Consider the following 19,434-nt stretch of genomic DNA (forward strand, 5'->3'; position numbering starts at 1 on the left):
ACCGACCTATGGCAATGACCGATCCCCTGGGCGATCTGCTCACCCGCATCCGCAACGGCCAGCAGGCGCGTAAGGACAGCATCATGACGCCGGCGTCGAAGCTGCGCGCGCGTGTGCTCGATGTGCTGCAGCGTGAAGGCTATATCCGCGGCTATCGCGAGGAAGACCTCGCCGGCCATGCGGGCATCCGCATCGAGCTCAAGTATTTCGAGGGCCAGCCCGCGATCAAGCACATCGCGCGCGTCTCGAAGCCGGGCCGCCGCGTTTATTCGGGTTCCAAGGACCTGCCGCGCGTGCGCAACGGCCTTGGCATCACCATCGTCTCGACGCCCAAGGGCGTTCTGTCCGACGCGGAAGCGCGCGACCAGAATGCGGGCGGCGAGGTTCTCGCGGAGGTCTTCTGATCATGAGCCGCATCGGAAAGAAGCCGGTTGCGATGCCTGCGGGCGTCACCGCCACCATCGACGGCGGCCAGCTGTCGGTGAAGGGTCCGAAGGGCACCCTCACCATGCCGCTCGCCGACCTGATCTCCTACGAGGTGCAGGACGGCGCGATCTCGGTCCAGCCGGCCAACGACACCAAGCAGGCGCGTTCCTTCTGGGGCATGCAGCGCACGATGGTGCAGAACCTGATCACCGGCGTGACCGAGGGCTTCACCAAGACCCTCGAGATCACCGGCGTCGGCTACCGCGCCAATGCCCAGGGCAAGAACCTGAAGCTGCAGCTCGGCTACAGCCACGACGTCGACTATCCGGTGCCGGAAGGCATCACGATCGCGACGCCCGACCAGACGACGATCAACATTTCGGGGATCGACAAGCAGAAGGTCGGCCAGGTTGCCGCCGAGATCCGCCGCTGGCGCAAGCCGGAGCCCTATAAGGGCAAGGGCATCAAGTATCGCGGCGAGTACATCTTCCGCAAGGAAGGGAAGAAGAAGTAATGGCCAAGCTCTCTCTGTTCGACCGGCGCCGCCAGCGCGTTCGCACGGCGCTCCGCGCCCGCGGCGGCCAGCGCCCGCGTCTCTCGATCCACCGGTCGGGACGGCACATCTATGCGCAGGTGATCGATGACGAAGCGGGCCGCACGCTCGCTGCCGCTTCGACCCTCGACAAGGACGTGCGCGGTTCGACGGGCGCGACCGCCGATGCCGCGGCCTCGGTCGGCAAGCGCGTCGCCGAGCGTGCGAAGGCTGCCGGCGTCAGCGCGGTCGTCTTCGATCGCGGCGGCTTCCTGTTCCACGGGCGCGTGAAGGCGCTCGCTGATGCCGCCCGCGAAGGCGGATTGGAGTTCTAAATGGCTGAAGAAACCGAAATCCAGCCCGGCGCCGAAGGCGCGGGCGCGCCGGCTCCCGAAGGCGGCGAGCGTCAGGGCCGTGGTCCGCGTGGCGGCCGCGGGCGTGGCGGCGGCGATCGCGGCCGCGGCGGCCGTGACGGCAACCGTGGGCGTCGTGACGATCGTCGCGGCGGCGGCGAAGAGGGCGGCGAGGAGCTGATCGAAAAGCTCGTCCACATCAACCGCGTCTCGAAGACGGTGAAGGGCGGCAAGCGCTTCGGCTTTGCGGCGCTGGTCGTGGTCGGCGACGGCAAGGGCCGGGTCGGCTTCGGCCACGGCAAGGCGCGCGAAGTGCCGGAAGCCATCTCGAAGGCGACCGCTTCGGCCAAGAAGAAGATGATCCGCGTGCCGCTCCGCGAGGGCCGGACGCTGCATCACGACGGCAACGGTCACTTCGGCGCGGGCCGTGTGACGCTCCGTTCGGCACCGCAGGGCACCGGCATCATCGCCGGCGGTCCGATGCGCGCGATCTTCGAGAGCCTGGGCGTGGCCGATGTGGTGACCAAGTCGGTCGGCACCTCCAACCCCTACAACATGATCCGGGCGACGTTCGAAGCGCTTGGCGAGCAGACCTCGCCCAAGTCGGTCGCGCAACGCCGGGGCAAGAAGATCGCCGACCTGCTCGGCCGCGGCGGCTCGCAGACCGCCGAGGCGGATGCGGCGATGGTCGTGGAGTAAGCGCAGATGGCGAAGATCAAGATCAAGCAGATCGGCTCTCCGATCCGCCGCACCAAGGATCAGCGCGCGACGCTGATCGGCCTGGGCCTCAACAAGATGCACAAGGTCAGCGAGCTCGAGGACACCCCCGAGGTCCGCGGCATGATCCGCAAGCTGCCGCACATGGTCGAGGTGCTGGAGGGCTGACCCTCCATCTCGCGGCGAATCGAAAGAGCCCGGACGGCAATGCCGCTCCGGGCTTTTTTTGCGTCCGCTCAGTCTTCCGGGAACAGCAACGCCTCGTAATCCCGGGCGCCATGCAGAATGTGGATGACGGTCACTCGCGTTTCTTCGACGCGGTAGAAGATCAGGTAAGCGCCGTGCACGCGCCGGCGGATGCCAAAACCCGCATATCGCGGCACCAGCGGAAACGCTTCTGCCATGTCGGCGAGACCCTGCGCTTTGGCCACCAGCTCGGCGACGAAGCTGCGCGCGCGCGTGGGGTTGTCCCGCGCGATATAGTCGCCGATCTGCTCCAGGTCGTTCAGCGCATCGGTCGTGATGACGACCTTCATTGCGACCGTCGGTCGGTGGCCATCTTTGCGTATTTGGCGTCAAGCTTCGCCGCCACATCGTCGAGCTCGTGAACCCGCCCCGTGTCTGCCGAGGCGATGCCGCGCATGATCGATGCGTCGAGCGCAGCAAGCTTTGTTTCCCGCTCATGGATCAGCCGGACGCCTTCGCGCAAAATCTCGCTGCGCGAGTTGTAGCGGCCCGTCTTAACGAGCTGGGTCACGAAGGATTCGAGCTGGTTCCCCAGATCAACACTGCTGGCCATACACACCTCCGACATCGGATAATAGTTATCAACGTGCGTTTGTGAAGTCGGTCGCGCAGCGCCGGGGCAAGAAGATCGCCGACCTGCTCGGCCGCGGCGGCTCGCAGACCGCCGAGGCGGATGCGGCGATGGTCGTGGAGTAAGCGCAGATGGCGAAGATCAAGATCAAGCAGATCGGCTCTCCGATCCGCCGCACCAAGGATCAGCGCGCGACGCTGATCGGCCTGGGCCTCAACAAGATGCACAAGGTCAGCGAGCTCGAGGACACCCCCGAAGTCCGCGGCATGATCCGCAAGCTGCCCCACATGGTCGAGGTGCTGGAGGGGTAAACCTCCGCCTCCCGGCGCAACGAAAGAGCCCGGACGGCAATGCCGCTCCGGGCTTTTTCTTTGTGTGCGAGGGTAGGCGCCGGTTCAGGCCGGTAACGGGCAGTCTGCTTCGTGCCATCTTCCGCTTTTCAATCGTCTTTCTGCTACCGGCGCGATGGCCCTAACGGCTCGATAAGGGTGGTTGGCTCGGCTAACTTGGGCGACGGCAAGGCTGGTGCGCCGCCCCGAATCTGTCGAGCCATTGACCTCGTGACTCAAACCGCGACCAGTTCGGCGAGCTTGGCCGCAACGTCGGCCATCGACTCTTCGGCAGTGCTCAACCCGGCACGAGACGCGAGCAGGAGACTGACCTTCTCAAGTTCTTCATAAGTCGTTCCGTGCACCACCGGCACGAGCCGCTCACGCCGGAGAAGTGCCGACAGCTCCTTGTCGGCGACGCCCTCTGCCGGAAGGCGACGCAGCATGGCCGGGGTCACTAGAACGATCCCGACGCGGGAATTCACCAGACCTTTGTCGATCGCCCGCATCATCGGCACCCCCAGGCCAAGGTCCTTCTCGCTGAACCACACCCTGACACCGCGAGCTTCGAGCAGATCATGCAGTTCCTTGGCGGAGTCCAATCTGTCGTCCCATGCGTGACAGAGAAACACATCGCGCAAATCCGGTTGCGAGGTCGCCAGGCTCTCGACGTTTTCACGAACCGGCTCGAACGCCCGTACTTGTTCGGCGGTGTAGAAGACGGGGGAGCTTGCCGACGACCAGCGTGGCTTCTTGGTCCTGCTCGAATTACCGCCGCCGCTACGCCCGCTGCCGCTGCCAGAGGACGAATATGAAGTGTAGGAGGGAGGTGAGTAAGAAGGAGGGCTGTATCCGCCATAACCGCCGTAGCTACGACCGTAGCGGCCGCGACAGGCGGGACAATTCGCGGCCGCGCTCGCCGAGCGGTGGCCATAAGAAGGTGCAGTGCATCTAGCCATTTTAATCTCCCCTACCGGCCGCGCTTGGAGCGATAGCCGTTCCGGCGGCGCCGAAGCCCGCGTTCGAATAGTTTGTCATGAAGGAGCGCCGTGAGGTGGCCCTCCCAGCCGTTCTTATGGACCACGCGGTCAAAATGCGCATCTTGATCGCGTAGGAGATCTAGCCGCGACCGGCGGGAGACCTCATCCCAGTTTTGGTAGAGCAGATAGACCGCGTTGCCGTATTTCAGGTTCTCGAACACCACTAGATCGTCGGCGAACTGGGCGCCGAAATACGATCCGAACCCGCCTTGGCCTCTGATGTAGTTGGTCGGGTTGAAATTTTCGAAGAGGCGAACGCGGTCACGGATATGCTTCTCGAAATCCGGCGCATTGGCCGGGCGCGCGGTGCTGGTGAGCCGAGCGACGATTTCGTCCGCGGTCCCTGGCGGGAATATCTGCCAGTCCAACGTCACCGTCGCCTTGTAGTCGTCGGTCGACGCGTCACTGGCAAACACGCCCGTGGTGCCGGTGTTCTCTTGAAGGACATTGATTGACCAGCGAAGCATGAGCTCGAACTCCGCCATGGCACGATCCAGCAGCGGGGTTAGGGCGAACTTGATCACGACGTGATCGCCGCCACGGTCTTTGAGAACCGTTGGCTCGATCATCATACCCTGAGGCTCGAACACCTGATGCTGGTAAACGTCCTTTGTCCACGACCTCATGGTCCATCCGTTTCGAGCGCCATCACCGAAGTTCGGAGACTCGAATGTCCATGTCTTAGGGACCATGGGCCAATCTTGCCGCTTACGATCCCAACCGAACGCATTGCGCTCGGACCACTTGCCCGCATCGGCGGATGGCGAGACTGGACCAGAGGTTGCGATCTTGCCTTCTTCGGCGCGTAGCCCGACGTGGGCATATTGCCCGTTCTCGATCTCAGTCCGATGAATTTTCTTGGTCGCGGCCACTTGGATTAGATCGCCCTCGATCCGAACCAGCGCCTCGGTCACGAAGGTCGGGATGCTGCGGTAGTTGCTCTTCCACGAGAAACGCTTTGCCATGCGATATTGCCCCTCTGTTAATCTGAGAACAAATGGGGGCCGAGAATGGGTGTTCAAGAGCAGAAGGAAAGTGAAGCGCATGCAGGATTGCGGTGGGAAGAAACCCTAGCGAGTACCTCGTATGAATACCCATTAGCCAGCACGCCGACAGACGACTACCTTGCGACTCCCGTTTTTCGTGATTTCTCAAGGGAAGCTGGTCGCCGCCTTGGGCTACACAAAGGACCTTCTTAATCTTTGAATTAGACGCGCCAACGGCTGCTTGCGGGCAAAGGAACATCGAAGCTCGGCGTCCGCGATGGGCGCATTTCGGTCAAACCCTTCCCAATCTGGAAGCGACGGTCACGGCTTCGCCAGGCCCCCCATGCGAATCGAAATCCCTGTCCTACACCCGCGCCGCTGTGCCACGCTGGGCGCCGGCTCCTTCTCACCGTTGATTCGAGTGTCTCGCGCGATCTTCGCGGGAAAGGGAAAATTTTCCTGATTCCATGTGAATGTCATCCAACTCGTCCATGTTGTCCAAGTCGGACGACAATGGGCATCGAAGACCGGATATTGGTTACCGACGCCAGATCATTCCCGTCTGCAGGCGCGCGCTGGTCCGCTGGACAAACGCGTCCGCCGTCGCTAAGGCCCGCCGCTTCCATCCAATCTGCGCGAACACAGGGAAACCGAGTGCAATGAAACTGAACGAAATCCGCGACAATTCGGGCGCGCGTAAATCGAAGATCCGCGTCGGCCGGGGCATCGGTTCCGGCAAGGGCAAGACCGCCGGCCGCGGCCAGAAGGGTCAGAAGAGCCGTGAGGGCGTTTCGATCGCCGGCTTCGAGGGCGGTCAGATGCCGCTCCACATGCGGCTGCCGAAGCGCGGCTTCAACAACATCTTCGCCAAGGATTATGCCGAGGTGAATTTGGGCGCGATCCAGAAGGCGGTGGACGCCAAGAAGCTCGACGCCAAGGGCACGATCGACCACGCCGCGCTGAAGGCGGCGGGCCTCGCCCGCGGCGGCAAGGACGGCGTCCGCCTGCTCGGCAAGGGCGATTTCTCGGCCAAGCTGAACTTCTCCGTCGCCGGCGTGTCGAAGGGCGCGCGTGAGGCGGTCGAGAAGGCCGGCGGCTCGGTCGAGGTGCTGACCGTCGTTCCGGCCGCCGAAAAGGCGGCCGCGAAGAAGAACAGCGTGCGCGACGCAAAGAAGGCGGCCCGGGCCTAAGCCCAGCCGCTCGATCCCGACCCCTTAGACAAAGGGGAAGGGGCCACTATATGGAGCGGCGGGGGGCGAAAGAGCTCGCCGCCGCTTTGTTTTTCCAGGACTGACCCAAGGCCATGGCATCTCGAGCCGACGCACTGTCTTCCAATCTCAATCTGTCGAAGTTCGGCGAAGCGACCGAGCTGAAGAATCGGCTCTGGTTCACGTTCGGCGTGCTGATCGTGTTCCGCATGCTGAGCTTCATTCCGCTGCCGGGCATCGACCCGACCGCGCTGGGGCTGCTCGCCAACCAGACGCATGGCGGCGTGCTCGATTTCTTCAACACCTTCTCGGGCGGCTCGCTCGCGCGCATGTCGATCATCGCGCTGGGCGTGATGCCGTACATCACCGCCTCGATCGTGGTGCAGCTCGCGACCTCGCTCAGCCCCACGCTGAACGCAATCAAGAAGGAAGGCGAAAGCGGGCGCAAGCGGCTGAACCAGTACACCCGCTACGGCACGGTCGGCCTGACCGCGATCCAGGGCTGGTTCATCGCCGTCGGCCTTGAAAGCTTCGGCGCCCAGCAGGGCGTGCAGGCGGTGGTCGATCCCGGCATGCTGTTCCGCGTCACGGCGGTCGTGTCGCTGATCGGCGGCACCATGTTCCTGATGTGGCTGGGCGAGCAGATCACCAGCCGCGGCGTCGGCAACGGCGTGTCGCTGATCATCATGGCCGGTATCGTCGCGCAGCTGCCGACGACGCTCGTCAACCTGTTCGAAGGCGGCCGCACCGGCAGCCTTTCGCCGCTGCTGATCATCACGATCGTGGTCGCGGCCTTGGGCCTGGTCGGCTTCATCTGCTTCATGGAGCGGGCGCAGCGCCGGGTGCTGATCCAGTATCCCAAGCGACAGACGCAGCGCGGCATGATGCAGGCGGATCGCAGCCACCTGCCGCTGAAGATCAACACCGCGAACGTGATCCCGCCGATCTTTGCGTCGTCGCTGCTGCTGATGCCGCTGACGATCAGCCAGTTCGCCGGCCAGCGCGCGAGCCAGGGCCAGGGCTGGTGGAGCGATTTCCTGATCACGCTCAACCAGTATCTGCAGCACGGATCGCCGATCTATATGGGCCTCTATGGCGCCGGCATCATCTTCTTCACCTTCTTCTACACCGCCGTGGTGTTCAATCCTGAGGAAACGGCCGACAATCTGAAGCGCAATGGCGGCTTCATCCCGGGCATCCGCCCCGGCAAGAACACGGCCGATTACCTGGATTACGTGCTGACGCGCATCACCGTGATCGGCGCCGCATATCTGACGCTGATCTGCCTGCTGCCGGAATATCTGGTCTCGGCCGCCGGCATTCCCTTCTACCTGGGCGGCACCAGCCTGCTGATCGTCGTCAACGTGACGATGGATACCGTCTCCCAGATCCAGAGCCATCTGCTCGCCCACCAATATGGCGACCTGATCAAGAAGGCGAAGCTGAAGGGCCGCATCCGATAAAATCGGGCTCCAAGGGGAAGGGTCATGAACATCATCCTGCTGGGCCCGCCGGGGGCGGGGAAGGGGACGCAGGCCGAACGGCTGGTCGCGACACGCGGCATGGTCCAGCTGTCAACCGGCGACATGCTTCGCGCGGCGCGCAAGTCGGGCACCGCGCTTGGTGCGCGGGTCGCGGCCGTGATGGACGCGGGCGAGTTGGTCTCCGACGAGATCGTCTCCGACCTGATCGGCGAGGCGCTCGACATGATGGCGCCCGAGCAGGGCGCGATCTTCGACGGTTATCCGCGCACCGCCGCCCAGGCGGAGTCGCTCGATGCGATCCTTGCGTCCCGCGGCCGCAAGCTCGACCATGTGATCGAGCTCGAGGTCGACGAAGACGCGCTGGTCGAACGCATCACCGGCCGCTTCACCTGCGCCAAATGCGGCACCGGCTATCACGACCGGTTCAAGCTGCCGAAGGTCGAGGGCACCTGCGACGTCTGCGGCTCCCATGAGTTCAAGCGGCGCCCGGACGACAATGCCGAAACGGTCCGCACCCGCATGGCCGAATACCGTGCCAAGACGGCGCCGATCCTGCCGTTCTACGAAGCCCGCGGCATCGTCAGCCGCGTCGACGGCATGGCCGACATGGACGCGGTGACCGCAGCAATCGCGGCGATCCTCGACAGGTGATCCGTCCTCGTTCGGGGAGAGGGTAGTCCTGATCGCCGCAGCTCCGGCTTCCCCCGCATCGGCCAAGGTCGTCGCCGGTAATGCTGCCGGCTTCGCCGTCGAGCAAGAAATCGTGATCCCAGCTCGCTCGTCCCGAGCGAAGTCGAGGGGCGCTGCTCGGAGCTTCCGCCCCTCGACTTCGCGCGACGCGCTCCGCTCGGGACGAGCGACCTGAATCGATCAGATCACAAGCCGCTTTAGCTCTTCCATTCGGCGAGAACCTGCTCGCCGGTCGGGCCGGTGATCGCGATCCGGTCGAAGCGGACGCGGATGATGCAGACCGGCCGCTGGTCGGGCGAGGGGCTCCAGCATCCGATCGCCTGCCCGTTGGCCAGCGCGACGAGCCGTCCCTCGACCACCAGCCGCAATCCGCGGTCGAGCGCCAGCTCGCCCTGTGCCACTTTCTTGACGGCCTGATAGGCGCGCCCGTTGCGCCGCTCCTCGCGCTTGGCGCCAGGTTCGAACAGCTCGACGAGCCCGAGCGTCTGTCGGCTGGGAGTGGCGGGCGCTGCTTGGGGCGTCTCCGGCTGCGCAGGCGTGGCGGCGGCCCGGGGCGGGCAGGTGTCCGACCGCTTCCAGGGATGATCGATCCAGAAGCCTTCCGCCGCTTCGAACCCGACGCCCGCGGCGACCGCCTTGAGGATAGGCGCGTCGGTCCAGACCTGCGGCGTGACCTTGACGCGCAGCGTGCCGTCCTTCGCATCGTAGCTCCACCCCGTCGGAACCTCCTTCAGGTTCGCTGCCGGGCCGGCGCAGCCGAAGGGCAGGCTGAGCGTGAATCGCCGGCCTGGCAGGTCCGACGCCGCCGCCTGCTCTCCGCCGGCGAAGCGGCTCGCCGCGGCATCGGCGGCGTCGATCAGGTCGCTTCGCGTCAAGGGCAGCAGCGGACGGGGCACGATTGCCGGCACGATCGGCGCGGGACTGGGCGTCGCCACCGGGGTCGGTGTGGGCTCGGGCTTGGGCTCAGGGCGGCTGATCAGCACGCCGGCAATCACCAGGCCGACGAAGATGCCTGCCGCCGTCCATGTTCGCCAGCCGGACGCTCTGCGATCGTTCATTTTCTCGTCTGCCGTGCAGCCGAGCGGCACGCGCCGGGGTTATCGATTGCGGCAATGATCATCGAACCTCTTTTGACAAGACAATCGGCGCAGGCAAAGGGTTCACCTTGTGACGCCTGACCAGCTCGTGACCATCCTGGTGCTTGCTGCCGTGATCGCGGCGCTGATCTGGGACAAGGTGCGCGCCGACGTGGTCGCGCTGGCGGGCGCTGCAGTGCTGCTGATGACCGGCGTCGTGCGGCCCAGCGAGGTGCAGGGCGCCTTTGCCAGCCCGGCCCTGATCGCGCTCGCCTCGCTGTTCGTGATCGTCTACGCGATCGAGCTTTCGGGCCTGCTCGACCGGCTGATTGAGCTTGCGGTCGTGTTGTGCCGCAGGATCGGCGCGCTGGGCCTGTGGATCACGATCGGCCTGTGCGGCGCGGCTTCGGGGTTCCTCAACAACACCCCGATCGTCGTGCTGTCGGCGCCGATCGTGCGGGATGCCGCGCGCAAGCTTGGCCTCGATCCGAAGCGATTCCTGATCCCGGTTTCCTACATGGCCGTGCTTGGCGGGTGCACGACGCTGATCGGCACGTCGACGAACCTGCTTGTCGCCGACATGGCGCGCGTTGCCGGTCAGCCGAGCTTCGGTCTGTTCGAGATCACGCCGGTCGGCCTGGCGATCGCGGTCGTGGGCGCACTGTATCTGCTTCTGGTCAGCGGTCGCCTGATCCGATCGGGGCCGGACGAAGAGGGGAGCCCCGCCGAAGTCGAGATCGAGCCCGACATGGCCGGCGCGCAGGTCGGCGCGCCCGAGCTGTTCGTGCCGCGCGCGGAGCTGCAGCCGCGGCGCGCTGCGCTTGCGGTCGGCGTCTTTGCCGGCGTGATCCTGGTCGCGGCGCTGAACATCGCGCCGATCGCCGCGTCGGCGCTGGCCGGCGCGGTGCTGCTGATCCTGCTGCGCGTGATCAGCGCGGACGAGGCGTATCGCGGGCTCAGGCCCGAAATCCTGATGCTGATCGCGGGCATGGTCGTGCTCGGCATTGCGCTCGAAGAAAGCGGGCTGGCGGCAAGCGCCACCAATGCGCTGGTCAGCACGATCCGCCCGCTCGGTCCGTTGATGGCGCTGGCCCTGTTCTACGGGGCGACGCTGTTCCTGACCGAATTGCTGTCCAACGCGACCGTGGCGGTGCTATGCGCGCCGATCGCGGTCGCGCTGGGCGAAAGCCTGGGGGTGAGCCCCAGGCCCTTTCTGGTCGCGGTGATGATGGCCGCAAGCGCTGCGTTCGCGACCCCGTTCGGCTACCAGACGAACGTGCTCGTCTATCAGATGGGCCGCTACAGCTACATGGATTTCGTTCGCGTCGGGCTGCCGCTCAACTTCATCACCTGGGCGACCGGCGTGTTCGCGATCACGCGCGTGTTTCCGTTCTGACGCAAGGCTGGAGCCAGACGATGGTGCTTGACCCGTTGTATCAATTGATCGGCACCGACGGCGCAACGCCCAACGTCGCCCAGATGTGCTGGCGGGCGGCACTGACCTTGGCCCTGGGGCTGGCGATCGTCCGCCTGGCAGGCAAGCGCCTGTTCGGCCGCTGGGGCGCCTTCGACATCGTCATTTCGGTGGTGATCGGCTCGAGCATCGGCCGCGCAATGACCGGCAATGCGCCATTCGTCGCGACCTTCGTCGGGGTCACGCTGCTGGTCGTGCTGCACAGCCTGCTCGCCTGGGCGGCCGCGATCTGGCCGGGGCTGAGTCCTGTGATCAAGGGGCGGCCGAGCTGCCTGATCCGGGACGGCAACGTCAACGAGAAGGCGTTGCTGGTCGCCGGCCTTGGCCGCCGTGACCTCCTCGAAGCGCTGCGCCTGAAGGGCGTCGCCGGTCCTGAGCAGGTCGACCAGGCTTGGCTGGAGCGCGACGGCGCGATCAGCGTCATCAGGCGCTGCTGAACGGGGCTGCCAAAACCTTAAACTGTGCTAACTCTCACGTCGCAACGGCCTCGAATCAGAGAAGGCCGCCGGGTCAATCCAAACCGATCCGCACCAGGAGGGGGAATAGATGGCAGTTTCCGACCACGTCGACCTTGCGACGTTCATCGAGGGCGTGAAGAAGCGCAATCCGGGCCAGCCGGAGTTCGCGCAGGCCGTCCAGGAAGTCGCAGAGGACATTTTCGACTTCATCCAGGACAAGGAAGCCTATCACCGCGAGCAAATCCTGCGGCGCATCGCCGAGCCGGACCGCGTGATCTCGTTCCGCGTCTGCTGGGAAGACGACAAGGGCAATATCCGGGTCCAGCGCGGTTGGCGTGTGCAGAACAACAATGCGATCGGGCCGTATAAGGGCGGCATCCGCTTTCACCCCTCCGTCACCGAAAGCGTGCTGAAGTTCCTCGCGTTCGAGCAGACCTTCAAGAACGCGCTGACCGGCTTGCCGATGGGCGGCGGCAAGGGCGGCGCGAACTTCAATCCGAAGGGCAAGAGCGACCGCGAGGTGATGCGCTTTTGCCAGAGCTTCATGAACGAGCTCTACCGTCACATCGGTGCGGATATCGACGTACCGGCCGGCGATATCGGTGTCGGCGCGCGCGAGATTGGCTACATGTTCGGCCAGTACAAACGCCTCACCAACGAATTCACCGGCGTGCTGACCGGCAAGGGGCTCGAATATGGCGGCTCGCTGATCCGCACCGAGGCGACCGGCTATGGCGCGACCTATTTCCTGCTGAACATGCTGAAGACCAAGGGGCAGGACATGGTCGGCAAGGTGGCCGTCATCTCCGGTTCCGGGAACGTCGCGACGCATGCGGCCGAAAAGGTGACGCAGCTGGGCGGCAAGGTGGTAACCCTGTCGGATTCCGAAGGGTTCATCCATGACCCGGCCGGGATCGACCAGGAAAAGATCAACTGGGTCAAGGAGCTGAAGACCGTCAAGCGCGGCCGGATCAAGGAATATGTCGACCAGTTTGCCGGGTCGACCTTCACGCCCGGCAAGACGCCCTGGGGCGTGCCGTGCGACGTGGCGCTGCCGTGCGCGACGCAGAACGAACTGCTGGGCGAAGACGCGAAGACTTTGGTCGCCAATGGCTGCATCGCTGTCTCCGAAGGCGCCAACATGCCGACCGATCTGGCCGGGGTGCATTATTTTAAGCACGCGAAGATACTCTACGCGCCCGGCAAGGCCGCCAACGCCGGCGGCGTCGCCGTCTCGGGCCTGGAAATGAGCCAGAACTCCGCGCGCATTTCCTGGAAAGAGGAGCAGCTACAGCAGCTGCTCGTCGACATCATGGAGGGCATCCATTCGCGCTGCCTGGAATATGGCCAGCAGGGCGGCGGCTATTGCGATTATGTGAAGGGGGCCAATATCGCCGGTTTCAAGAAGGTCGCCGACGCGATGCTGGCCTACGGCGTGGTGTAGGAAGGCCGTTTTCGGTGCGGCGGCATGCTTGACAGCCTGTCTGCCGCACCCTAGATCGCCGGTCTTCCGAGATACCGCACGTTCCGGCGGCGCCATGCGCGCGCGCCGGTGTTGCGCGTTTCGGAAAATCAAGCGCTGAGATAGGCCGGTCAGCCACCCGGTCTGTGGAGCAGGAGAAAGAACTCAATGGCACGTATTGCGGGTGTCAACATCCCGACCAACAAGCGCGTGGAAATCGCGCTGACCTACATCCACGGCATCGGGCCGACCACGGCCAAGAAGCTGACCGCCCAGCTCGGCATCGCGCCGGAGCGCCGGGTGCAGGACCTGACGGACCAGGAAGTCCTTCAGATCCGCGAAGCGATCGACGCCGGCCACACCGTCGAGGGCGACCTGCGTCGCGAGACGGCGATGAACATCAAGCGGCTGATGGATCTGGCCTGCTATCGCGGCCTGCGCCACCGCAAGGGCCTGCCGGTCCGCGGGCAGCGCACCCACACCAACGCCCGCACCCGCAAGGGCAAGGCGAAGCCGATCGCTGGTAAGAAGAAGTGAGCTTGAGCTGCTCCTGACCGGAGCGGCTCGCCACCTCATTTGAGAAAAGGTCAGACAAGACATGGCACGTGAACCGCAGCGTATTCGTCGCCGCGAACGCAAGAACATCACCGCCGGCGTCGCGCATGTGAACGCCAGCTTCAACAACACGATGATCACCATCACCGATGCGCAGGGCAACGCGATCAGCTGGTCCTCGGCCGGCATGATGGGTTTCAAGGGCAGCCGCAAGTCGACGCCCTATGCCGCCCAGGTCGCCGCCGAAGACGCCGGCCGCAAGGCGGCGGAGCACGGCGTTCGCACGCTGGAAGTCGAAGTGAAGGGCCCGGGCTCCGGCCGCGAGAGCGCGTTGCGCGCGCTGCAGGCGGTCGGTTTCCAGATCACGTCGATCCGCGACGTGACGCCGATCCCGCACAACGGCGTCCGTCCGTCGAAGCGCCGCCGCGTCTGATTGAACTTTTGCGTGGGTGGAGCGCTTCTGCCCACGCCGCTTTACCCGGCGGAGAGCGTGCACCTCTCTGCCCTACCCTGAGGGGAACACAGTGGCTGTCAACGCAAAGAACTGGCAGGAACTCAAGAAACCCACCGCGCTGGAAAAGAAGGCCGGCGGTGACACCAAGCGGAAAGGCACGTTCGTGGCCGAGCCGCTGGAGCGCGGCTTCGGCCTGACGCTCGGCAACGCGCTGCGGCGCGTGCTGCTGTCGTCGCTGCAGGGTGCGGCGGTGACCTCGATCAAGATCGAGAACGTGCTGCATGAATTCTCGTCGCTCGCGGGCGTCCGCGAGGACGTGACCGACATCGTGCTGAACGTGAAGCAGATCGCGCTGCGCATGCAGGGCGAAGGGTCGAAGCGGCTGCAGCTGTCGGCGACCGGTCCGGCCGAAGTCACCGCGGGCATGATCAACGTCTCCGGCGACATCGAAGTGATGAACCCGGAGCTGGTGATCTGCCATCTGGACGACGGCGCGACGCTCAACATGGAGCTGACCGCGGAAGCGGGGAAGGGCTATGTCCCGGCCGCGAACAACCGTCCGGCCGATGCGCCGATCGGCCTGATCCCGGTCGACGCGCTCTACTCGCCGGTCCGCCAGGTCGCCTACAAGGTGGAGAACACCCGCGTCGGCCAGGAACTGGACTATGACAAGCTGACGATCACCGTCGAAACCGACGGCACGATCAGCCCGGACGACGCGCTCGCCTATGCGGCGCGCATTCTCCAGGACCAGCTGCAGCTGTTCGTCCACTTCGACGAAGGCATGGCGGTCGCCCAGCCGGGCGCGGGCGTCCATGCCGGCGCGCTGACGCCGATGGAGGCCGAGGCGGACTCGAACCAGCTCAACCGCTACCTGCTGAAGAAGGTGGACGAGCTGGAGCTGTCGGTGCGCAGCGCCAACTGCCTGAAGAACGACAACATCATCTACATCGGCGATCTGGTGCAGAAGACGGAGGCGGAAATGCTCCGCACCCCGAATTTCGGCCGCAAGAGCCTGAACGAGATCAAGGAAGTCCTGTCCTCGATGGGTCTCCGCCTGGGCATGGAAATCCCCGGCTGGCCGCCCGAGAACATCGAGGAAATGGCGAAGAAGCTGGAACAGGATATTATGGGCTAAGGCGCACCGGGTTAGCGCAAGCTAATCCGGAGACGCCGCCAGCCGGCCGGCCGCCGCAGAGCGGACCGACGACGCGGGATTTACTCCCGCGTCCTGCCCAGCTTCCGAACAACGAAAGGCCGCCTTTGGGCGGCCTTTTTGTACGTCGGCACTCGAACGTCCGCTTCCGAGCCATTGCGGACGTAAGCCCTTCTCCCGCTTGCGGGAGAGGGAGGGGCCCACCGCAAAGCGGTGGGAGGGTGAGGGTCCGCGACTCTCACGCTCGCTATGCTTCGCTCTGGCCCCCTCACCCCGCTCGCGCTGCGCGCGAGTCGCCATCTCCCCGAGGGGAGAGGGGCTAGGCGGCTCTCCACCCTTCGCAGATGTTGTCGTAGCTCGTTCGACAGATTTGCGGAGAGCCGGCTTGCAGCCGCCTACTTCTCCATCTCGGCCATCGCGAGCAGCATCGTGAGGCCCGGGAGCATGCCCTTCAGGCTCGCGCTTTTCTCCACGTCGATCCATTCATCGAGCGAATGGGCGCGGCCGCCGCTGCCGCCGGAGCCGATCGTGATGCCGGGGATGCCGAGGTGCATCGGCACGTTGGCGTCGGTCGAGGAGGTATTGAGCTCCGGCTTCAGCCCGTTGGCCGTGATCGCCGCCTGCGCCACCTTCACCAGCTCGGAATCGGCGGGCGTGCTGCCGGCGGGGCGATCCCCGATCACCTTCAGGTCCGCCTTGATCTCGCCCTCGCGGGTGGAGCGGGCGTGGTTTTCGCCGTCGACGGCAGCCGACACGATGCTGAGGAAACGCTGCTCCAGCTTGCCGAGCTCTTCCGCGCTCGCGGAGCGCATGTCGAACTCCATGAACACCTTGTTGGGGATCGAGTTGACCGAGGTGCCGCCGCCGGTGACGCTCGCCGAATAGGTGGTCTTGGGCGACTTCGGCACCTCGACCTTGTACAGGTCGACCACGGTCTGGCTCATCGCCACCATGGGATTGACCAGGCCGAACGCGCCAAAACTGTGGCCGCCCGGCCCGGTGAAGGTGACCCGATAGCGCTTCGACCCGACGCCGCCGTTGACGATCCGGCTGCCGTCGGTGCCGTCCATCGAGAAGAAGGTCTTGATCCGGTCCTTGTACTTGCTCTTGTTGAACAGATAGCGGGTGCCGCGCAGGTCGCCCGGGCCTTCCTCGCCGACATTGCCGACGAACAGGATGTCGCGCTTGGTCCTCACGCCCGCCGCGTTCATCGCGCGGACATAGGCGGCGAGCACGGCCAGGCTGCGCGTATCGTCGCCGATTCCGGGCGCGAACAGCTTGGTCCCCTCACGGCGCACCTTCACCGGCGTGCCTTCGGGAAAGACGGTGTCCAGATGCGCCTCGATCACGACCAGCGGCCCGTCGGCCGGGCCGGTGCCGCGGCGCAGGCCCATGACATTCCCTTCCGGGTCCATCTCGACGTCGGTCAGGCCGGCGGCGCGCAGCATCTCCAGATAGGCCTCGCCACGCGCCTTTTCCTTGAACGGCGGTGACGGGATTTCGGTCAGCTTGATGATGTCGCCGACGATCTGGTCGTGCTGCTTGTCGAGCACGGCGACCGCCGCCTTGTATTGCGGGCTGGCGATCACTTTCGAAACATCGGTCGCCGCGGAAGCCTGGGCGGCGCAACCGGCAAGCAGAAGGGCGGCAAGGGTACGGGTCTTGAACATGAAGGAACCGCTCCGGAAAGGGGGAAGGCGGTTCTTCCTAGCGGTGGGGAAGCGCGGGATTCAAGTCGCCCACGTCCTTGAGCGCCCGACGAAATCTCGCTTGGGCTGAGCCCGTCGAAGCCCTCCCTTTCTTTCTAGGATTTCAGAAAGGAATAAGGGAGGCCTTCGACAGGCTCAGGCCGAACCGGGTTAGGAGGCTGGTCTTTAATCCTGAACCTTGCTGGGCGGCTTACGCCATCGCCAGCAGGCGCCGGTCGCCGGCCAGCCGCAGCATCGCCCGCTGCAGCTTTTCGAACGCGCGCACCTCGATCTGGCGCACCCGTTCGCGGCTGACGCCGTAGACCTGGCTCAGCTCCTCGAGCGTCTTGGGCTCTTCGGCCAGGCGCCGCTCGGTCAGAATGTGCTTCTCGCGGTCGTTGAGGTCGTCCATTGCCTCGAGCAGCAGCTCGTGGCGGACTTCCTTCTCCTCGCTTTCCGCGATGATTTCGTCCTGCAGCGGATCGGTGTCGGCCAGCATGTCCTGCCACTGGCTCTCGCTGTCGTCGCGCATCGTGACGTTCAGCGACGTGTCGCCGCCCATCGCCATGCGGCGGTTCATGCTGACCACGTCGGCCTCGGTGACGCCCAGATCGGTCGCGATCTTGGTCACGTCCTCGGGTTTCAGATCGCCGTCCTCGAACGCGTCGATGCGGTTCTTCATGCGCCTGAGATTGAAGAACAATTTCTTCTGCGCCGCCGTCGTGCCCATCTTCACGAGCGACCAGCTGCGCAGGATGAATTCCTGGATCGAGGCCCTGATCCACCACATCGCGTAGGTTGCGAGGCGGAAGCCGCGATCGGGCTCGAACTTCTTCACGCCCTGCATCAGGCCGATATTGCCTTCCGAAATCAGCTCGGAGACCGGCAGGCCATAGCCGCGATAGCCCATCGCGATCTTGGCGACGAGGCGAAGGTGGCTGGTCACCAGCTGCGCCGCGGCCTCCGGGTCCTGATGCTCCTGATAGCGCTTGGCGAGCATGAATTCCTGCTCGGGAGAGAGGATCGGGAATTTCCTGATCTCTGCCAGATAGCGGTTCAGGCTGGCCTCGCCACCCAGCGCGGGAATCGTCGCGGGGACGTTTTTGCCGTTGGCCATGATCTCTTCTTCTCCCTGCCGAACCGCCGCGTCCGCTTGGGCGGAACACGGCAAAAGCTTAACGAAACTATACCGTCAATGCGCTTAACAGTTCCTGCATGTCAGCGGGCATCGCACTGTCAAACGCTAAAGTCTGGCTTGTGATCGGGTGAACAAAGCCGAGCCGTGCCGCATGCAGGGCCTGCCGTTCGAAACGCAAGCGTTTCAACAGCTCCCGCGTTGCCGGACGGCTGCGGCCATAGACTGGGTCGCCCAGCAGCGGGTGACCGATCGACGCCATATGCACGCGCACCTGGTGGGTGCGTCCGGTTTCCAGCCGGCATTCGACCAGCGCCGAATCGCGCAGCGCCTGCTCCAGCCGCCAATGCGTGACGGCGCGCTTGCCGCGGCCTTCGCCTACGATCGCGACTTTCTTCCGGTTCGCGTCGGAGCGGGCGAGGTTGGCCTCGATCGTGCCTTGGCCTTTCGGCAGGCCGGCGACGATCGCCTTGTAGCGGCGGTCGATGGAATGGGCCGCGAACTGCTTCGCCAGCCCTTCATGCGCCCGGTCGGTCTTCGCCGCGACCAGCAGCCCCGACGTGTCCTTGTCGATGCGGTGGACGATGCCCGGCCGCGCGACGCCGCCGATGCCCGACAGGTTGCCGGCGCAGTGGTGGAGCAGGGCGTTGACCAACGTCCCGTCCGGATTGCCAGCCGCGGGGTGGACGACCATCCCTGCCGGCTTGTCGATCACGATCAGGTGCTCGTCTTCATAGACGACGACGAGCCCCAGATCCTGCGCTTCGTTGTGCGCGGGGCGGGGCTCGGGCACTTCGACCGCGAAACTCTCGCCGGCGCGCGCCTTGATCGCCGGATCGCGCGGGTTCGCGCCGTCGGAGCGACGCACCTGACCCGATGAGATCAGCGCCTTGATGCGCTCGCGCGACAGCGTGGGCAGCGCCGCCGCCAGCGCGCGGTCGAGCCGCCAGCCTTCCGCTTCGGCTCCGATCGTCGCGTCGAGAATGGAAACCCCCCGGTTCATCCGGTAGCGGATGTGGGGATGAAGACCCGAATTTCAAGGACCGTTCTGGATGCGATCCGAGCCCATGCGGCGGCCGAAGCGCCTCGCGAAGCGTGCGGGCTGCTGTTCGGAACGGCGGGGCGGGTGCACGCCGTCATGGCGGCAGCGAATGTCGCCGACGATGCGGACCGGCGGTTCGAGATCGATCCCGCGACGCTGTTCGCCGCGATCCGGGCGGAGCGGTCGGGCGGGCCGAAGCTCGTCGGCTATTATCATTCGCATCCGGGCGGAAGCGCGGAGCCGTCGGTGGCCGATCGCGCGATGGCGGCGGCCGATGGGAAGCTCTGGCTGATCGCGGCGGGGGAGGCGGTGACCGTGTGGAGAGCGGGGGAGGGCGGGTTCGAGCGGGTGG

24 protein-coding genes and 1 pseudogene are annotated in these 19,434 nt (G+C 65.1%); 17 read left to right on the forward strand and 8 right to left on the reverse strand.

Going from position 1 to position 19,434, the window contains the following annotated elements; genetic code table 11:
- Positions 1 to 8: 8 nt before the first annotated feature.
- Genes rpsH through rpmD (SCH01S_RS02215) form a run of 5 tightly spaced genes read left to right on the forward strand, consistent with a single transcriptional unit; the run spans position 9 to position 2,196 of the window.
- Positions 9 to 404: a 30S ribosomal protein S8 gene (rpsH, locus tag SCH01S_RS02195; RefSeq protein WP_046347147.1), complete on the forward strand. Its 396-nt coding sequence runs from the start codon at positions 9 to 11 to the stop codon at positions 402 to 404.
- 2 nt (positions 405 to 406) lie between these two features.
- Positions 407 to 940 carry a 50S ribosomal protein L6 gene (rplF, locus tag SCH01S_RS02200; RefSeq protein ID WP_046347148.1) on the forward strand — a complete coding sequence of 178 codons (534 nt, stop codon included), beginning with the start codon at positions 407 to 409 and terminating at the stop codon, positions 938 to 940.
- Positions 940 to 1,293 carry a 50S ribosomal protein L18 gene (gene rplR, locus SCH01S_RS02205; RefSeq protein ID WP_046347149.1) on the forward strand — a complete coding sequence of 118 codons (354 nt, stop codon included), beginning with the start codon at positions 940 to 942 and terminating at the stop codon, positions 1,291 to 1,293. The genes rplF and rplR overlap by 1 nt, the downstream gene beginning before the upstream one ends.
- The gene (gene rpsE / locus SCH01S_RS02210; protein ID WP_046347150.1) at positions 1,294 to 2,010 is read left to right on the forward strand and encodes a 30S ribosomal protein S5; all 717 of its coding nucleotides are present in this window, start codon (positions 1,294 to 1,296) and stop codon (positions 2,008 to 2,010) included. It begins immediately after the preceding gene.
- Between the two features lie 6 nt (positions 2,011 to 2,016).
- Positions 2,017 to 2,196 (forward strand): 50S ribosomal protein L30, encoded by a 180-nt coding sequence (gene rpmD, locus SCH01S_RS02215; protein ID WP_046347151.1) that lies wholly within the window; start codon positions 2,017 to 2,019, stop codon positions 2,194 to 2,196.
- Between the two features lie 68 nt (positions 2,197 to 2,264).
- Here rpmD (SCH01S_RS02215) and SCH01S_RS02220 read toward each other — a convergent pair whose 3' ends face one another.
- Positions 2,265 to 2,564: a type II toxin-antitoxin system RelE/ParE family toxin gene (locus SCH01S_RS02220; protein ID WP_046347152.1), complete on the reverse strand. Its 300-nt coding sequence runs from the start codon at positions 2,562 to 2,564 to the stop codon at positions 2,265 to 2,267.
- Positions 2,561 to 2,827, reverse strand: a complete 267-nt coding sequence (locus tag SCH01S_RS02225; protein WP_046347153.1) for a type II toxin-antitoxin system ParD family antitoxin — start codon at positions 2,825 to 2,827, stop codon at positions 2,561 to 2,563. The genes SCH01S_RS02220 and SCH01S_RS02225 overlap by 4 nt, the downstream gene beginning before the upstream one ends.
- Before the next feature lie 44 nt (positions 2,828 to 2,871).
- Between SCH01S_RS02225 and SCH01S_RS16285 the strand changes: the two are divergent.
- Both SCH01S_RS16285 and rpmD (SCH01S_RS02230) read left to right on the forward strand, forming a co-directional pair.
- Positions 2,872 to 2,970, forward strand: a pseudogene (locus SCH01S_RS16285) (30S ribosomal protein S5); the annotation flags it as partial.
- Positions 2,971 to 2,976: 6 nt separating this feature from the next.
- Positions 2,977 to 3,156 (forward strand): 50S ribosomal protein L30, encoded by a 180-nt coding sequence (gene rpmD / locus SCH01S_RS02230; RefSeq protein WP_046347151.1) that lies wholly within the window; start codon positions 2,977 to 2,979, stop codon positions 3,154 to 3,156.
- Positions 3,157 to 3,410: 254 nt separating this feature from the next.
- On the opposite strand, the gene SCH01S_RS02235 is transcribed toward rpmD (SCH01S_RS02230), so the two are convergent.
- Positions 3,411 to 4,133 carry a toll/interleukin-1 receptor domain-containing protein gene (locus SCH01S_RS02235; RefSeq protein ID WP_046347154.1) on the reverse strand — a complete coding sequence of 241 codons (723 nt, stop codon included), beginning with the start codon at positions 4,131 to 4,133 and terminating at the stop codon, positions 3,411 to 3,413.
- Between the two features lie 11 nt (positions 4,134 to 4,144).
- Positions 4,145 to 5,179, reverse strand: coding sequence for a hypothetical protein (locus tag SCH01S_RS02240; RefSeq protein ID WP_046347155.1), 1,035 nt, complete (start codon positions 5,177 to 5,179; stop codon positions 4,145 to 4,147).
- Positions 5,180 to 5,859: 680 nt separating this feature from the next.
- On the opposite strand from SCH01S_RS02240, the gene rplO reads away from it, so the two are divergent.
- The 3 genes from rplO to SCH01S_RS02255 all read left to right on the forward strand — a co-directional run bounded on the left by rplO (position 5,860) and on the right by SCH01S_RS02255 (position 8,543).
- Positions 5,860 to 6,390, forward strand: a complete 531-nt coding sequence (rplO, locus tag SCH01S_RS02245; RefSeq protein WP_046347156.1) for a 50S ribosomal protein L15 — start codon at positions 5,860 to 5,862, stop codon at positions 6,388 to 6,390.
- 113 nt (positions 6,391 to 6,503) lie between these two features.
- Entirely contained in the window at positions 6,504 to 7,871 is a 1,368-nt protein-coding gene (gene secY / locus SCH01S_RS02250) for a preprotein translocase subunit SecY (protein WP_046347157.1), read from the forward strand.
- A gap of 24 nt (positions 7,872 to 7,895) precedes the next feature.
- On the forward strand, positions 7,896 to 8,543 hold the full coding sequence (locus tag SCH01S_RS02255) for an adenylate kinase (protein ID WP_046347158.1): 648 nt from the start codon (positions 7,896 to 7,898) through the stop codon (positions 8,541 to 8,543).
- A gap of 236 nt (positions 8,544 to 8,779) precedes the next feature.
- On the opposite strand, the gene SCH01S_RS02260 is transcribed toward SCH01S_RS02255, so the two are convergent.
- Positions 8,780 to 9,640 carry a hypothetical protein gene (locus tag SCH01S_RS02260; protein WP_046347166.1) on the reverse strand — a complete coding sequence of 287 codons (861 nt, stop codon included), beginning with the start codon at positions 9,638 to 9,640 and terminating at the stop codon, positions 8,780 to 8,782.
- A 109-nt stretch (positions 9,641 to 9,749) separates the two neighbouring features.
- Between SCH01S_RS02260 and SCH01S_RS02265 the strand changes: the two genes are divergently transcribed.
- From SCH01S_RS02265 to SCH01S_RS02290, 6 genes are all read left to right on the forward strand, one after another.
- A complete protein-coding gene (locus SCH01S_RS02265; RefSeq protein WP_046347159.1) occupies positions 9,750 to 11,054 on the forward strand; it encodes an SLC13 family permease in 1,305 nt (434 codons plus the stop codon).
- A 20-nt stretch (positions 11,055 to 11,074) separates the two neighbouring features.
- Complete coding sequence (locus SCH01S_RS02270) at positions 11,075 to 11,569, forward strand: DUF421 domain-containing protein (RefSeq protein WP_052733725.1); 495 nt, start codon at positions 11,075 to 11,077, stop codon at positions 11,567 to 11,569.
- Between the two features lie 109 nt (positions 11,570 to 11,678).
- Positions 11,679 to 13,034, forward strand: a complete 1,356-nt coding sequence (gdhA, locus tag SCH01S_RS02275; RefSeq protein WP_046347160.1) for an NADP-specific glutamate dehydrogenase — start codon at positions 11,679 to 11,681, stop codon at positions 13,032 to 13,034.
- 186 nt (positions 13,035 to 13,220) lie between these two features.
- Positions 13,221 to 13,589 carry a 30S ribosomal protein S13 gene (gene rpsM, locus SCH01S_RS02280; protein WP_046347161.1) on the forward strand — a complete coding sequence of 123 codons (369 nt, stop codon included), beginning with the start codon at positions 13,221 to 13,223 and terminating at the stop codon, positions 13,587 to 13,589.
- 61 nt (positions 13,590 to 13,650) lie between these two features.
- The gene (gene rpsK / locus SCH01S_RS02285; RefSeq protein WP_010545745.1) at positions 13,651 to 14,040 is read left to right on the forward strand and encodes a 30S ribosomal protein S11; all 390 of its coding nucleotides are present in this window, start codon (positions 13,651 to 13,653) and stop codon (positions 14,038 to 14,040) included.
- Between the two features lie 91 nt (positions 14,041 to 14,131).
- A complete protein-coding gene (locus SCH01S_RS02290) occupies positions 14,132 to 15,199 on the forward strand; it encodes a DNA-directed RNA polymerase subunit alpha (protein ID WP_046347162.1) in 1,068 nt (355 codons plus the stop codon).
- 413 nt (positions 15,200 to 15,612) lie between these two features.
- Here the strand turns inward: SCH01S_RS02290 and SCH01S_RS02295 are convergent, their stop codons facing one another.
- The 3 genes from SCH01S_RS02295 to SCH01S_RS02305 form a co-directional block, all read right to left on the reverse strand.
- Entirely contained in the window at positions 15,613 to 16,887 is a 1,275-nt protein-coding gene (locus SCH01S_RS02295) for a M20/M25/M40 family metallo-hydrolase (RefSeq protein ID WP_084689357.1), read from the reverse strand.
- Positions 16,888 to 17,116: 229 nt separating this feature from the next.
- Complete coding sequence (rpoH, locus tag SCH01S_RS02300) at positions 17,117 to 18,022, reverse strand: RNA polymerase sigma factor RpoH (RefSeq protein ID WP_046347163.1); 906 nt, start codon at positions 18,020 to 18,022, stop codon at positions 17,117 to 17,119.
- A gap of 67 nt (positions 18,023 to 18,089) precedes the next feature.
- Positions 18,090 to 19,043, reverse strand: a complete 954-nt coding sequence (locus SCH01S_RS02305) for an RluA family pseudouridine synthase (protein WP_046347164.1) — start codon at positions 19,041 to 19,043, stop codon at positions 18,090 to 18,092.
- Positions 19,044 to 19,061: 18 nt separating this feature from the next.
- Between SCH01S_RS02305 and SCH01S_RS02310 the strand changes: the two genes are divergently transcribed.
- The coding region (locus SCH01S_RS02310; protein WP_046347165.1) for a M67 family metallopeptidase at positions 19,062 to 19,434 on the forward strand (373 nt) is incomplete at its 3' end.

Origin of the sequence: Sphingomonas changbaiensis NBRC 104936, assembly GCF_000974765.1 — a bacterium.
Classification (GTDB): Bacteria; Pseudomonadota; Alphaproteobacteria; order Sphingomonadales; family Sphingomonadaceae; genus Sphingomonas_B; species Sphingomonas_B changbaiensis.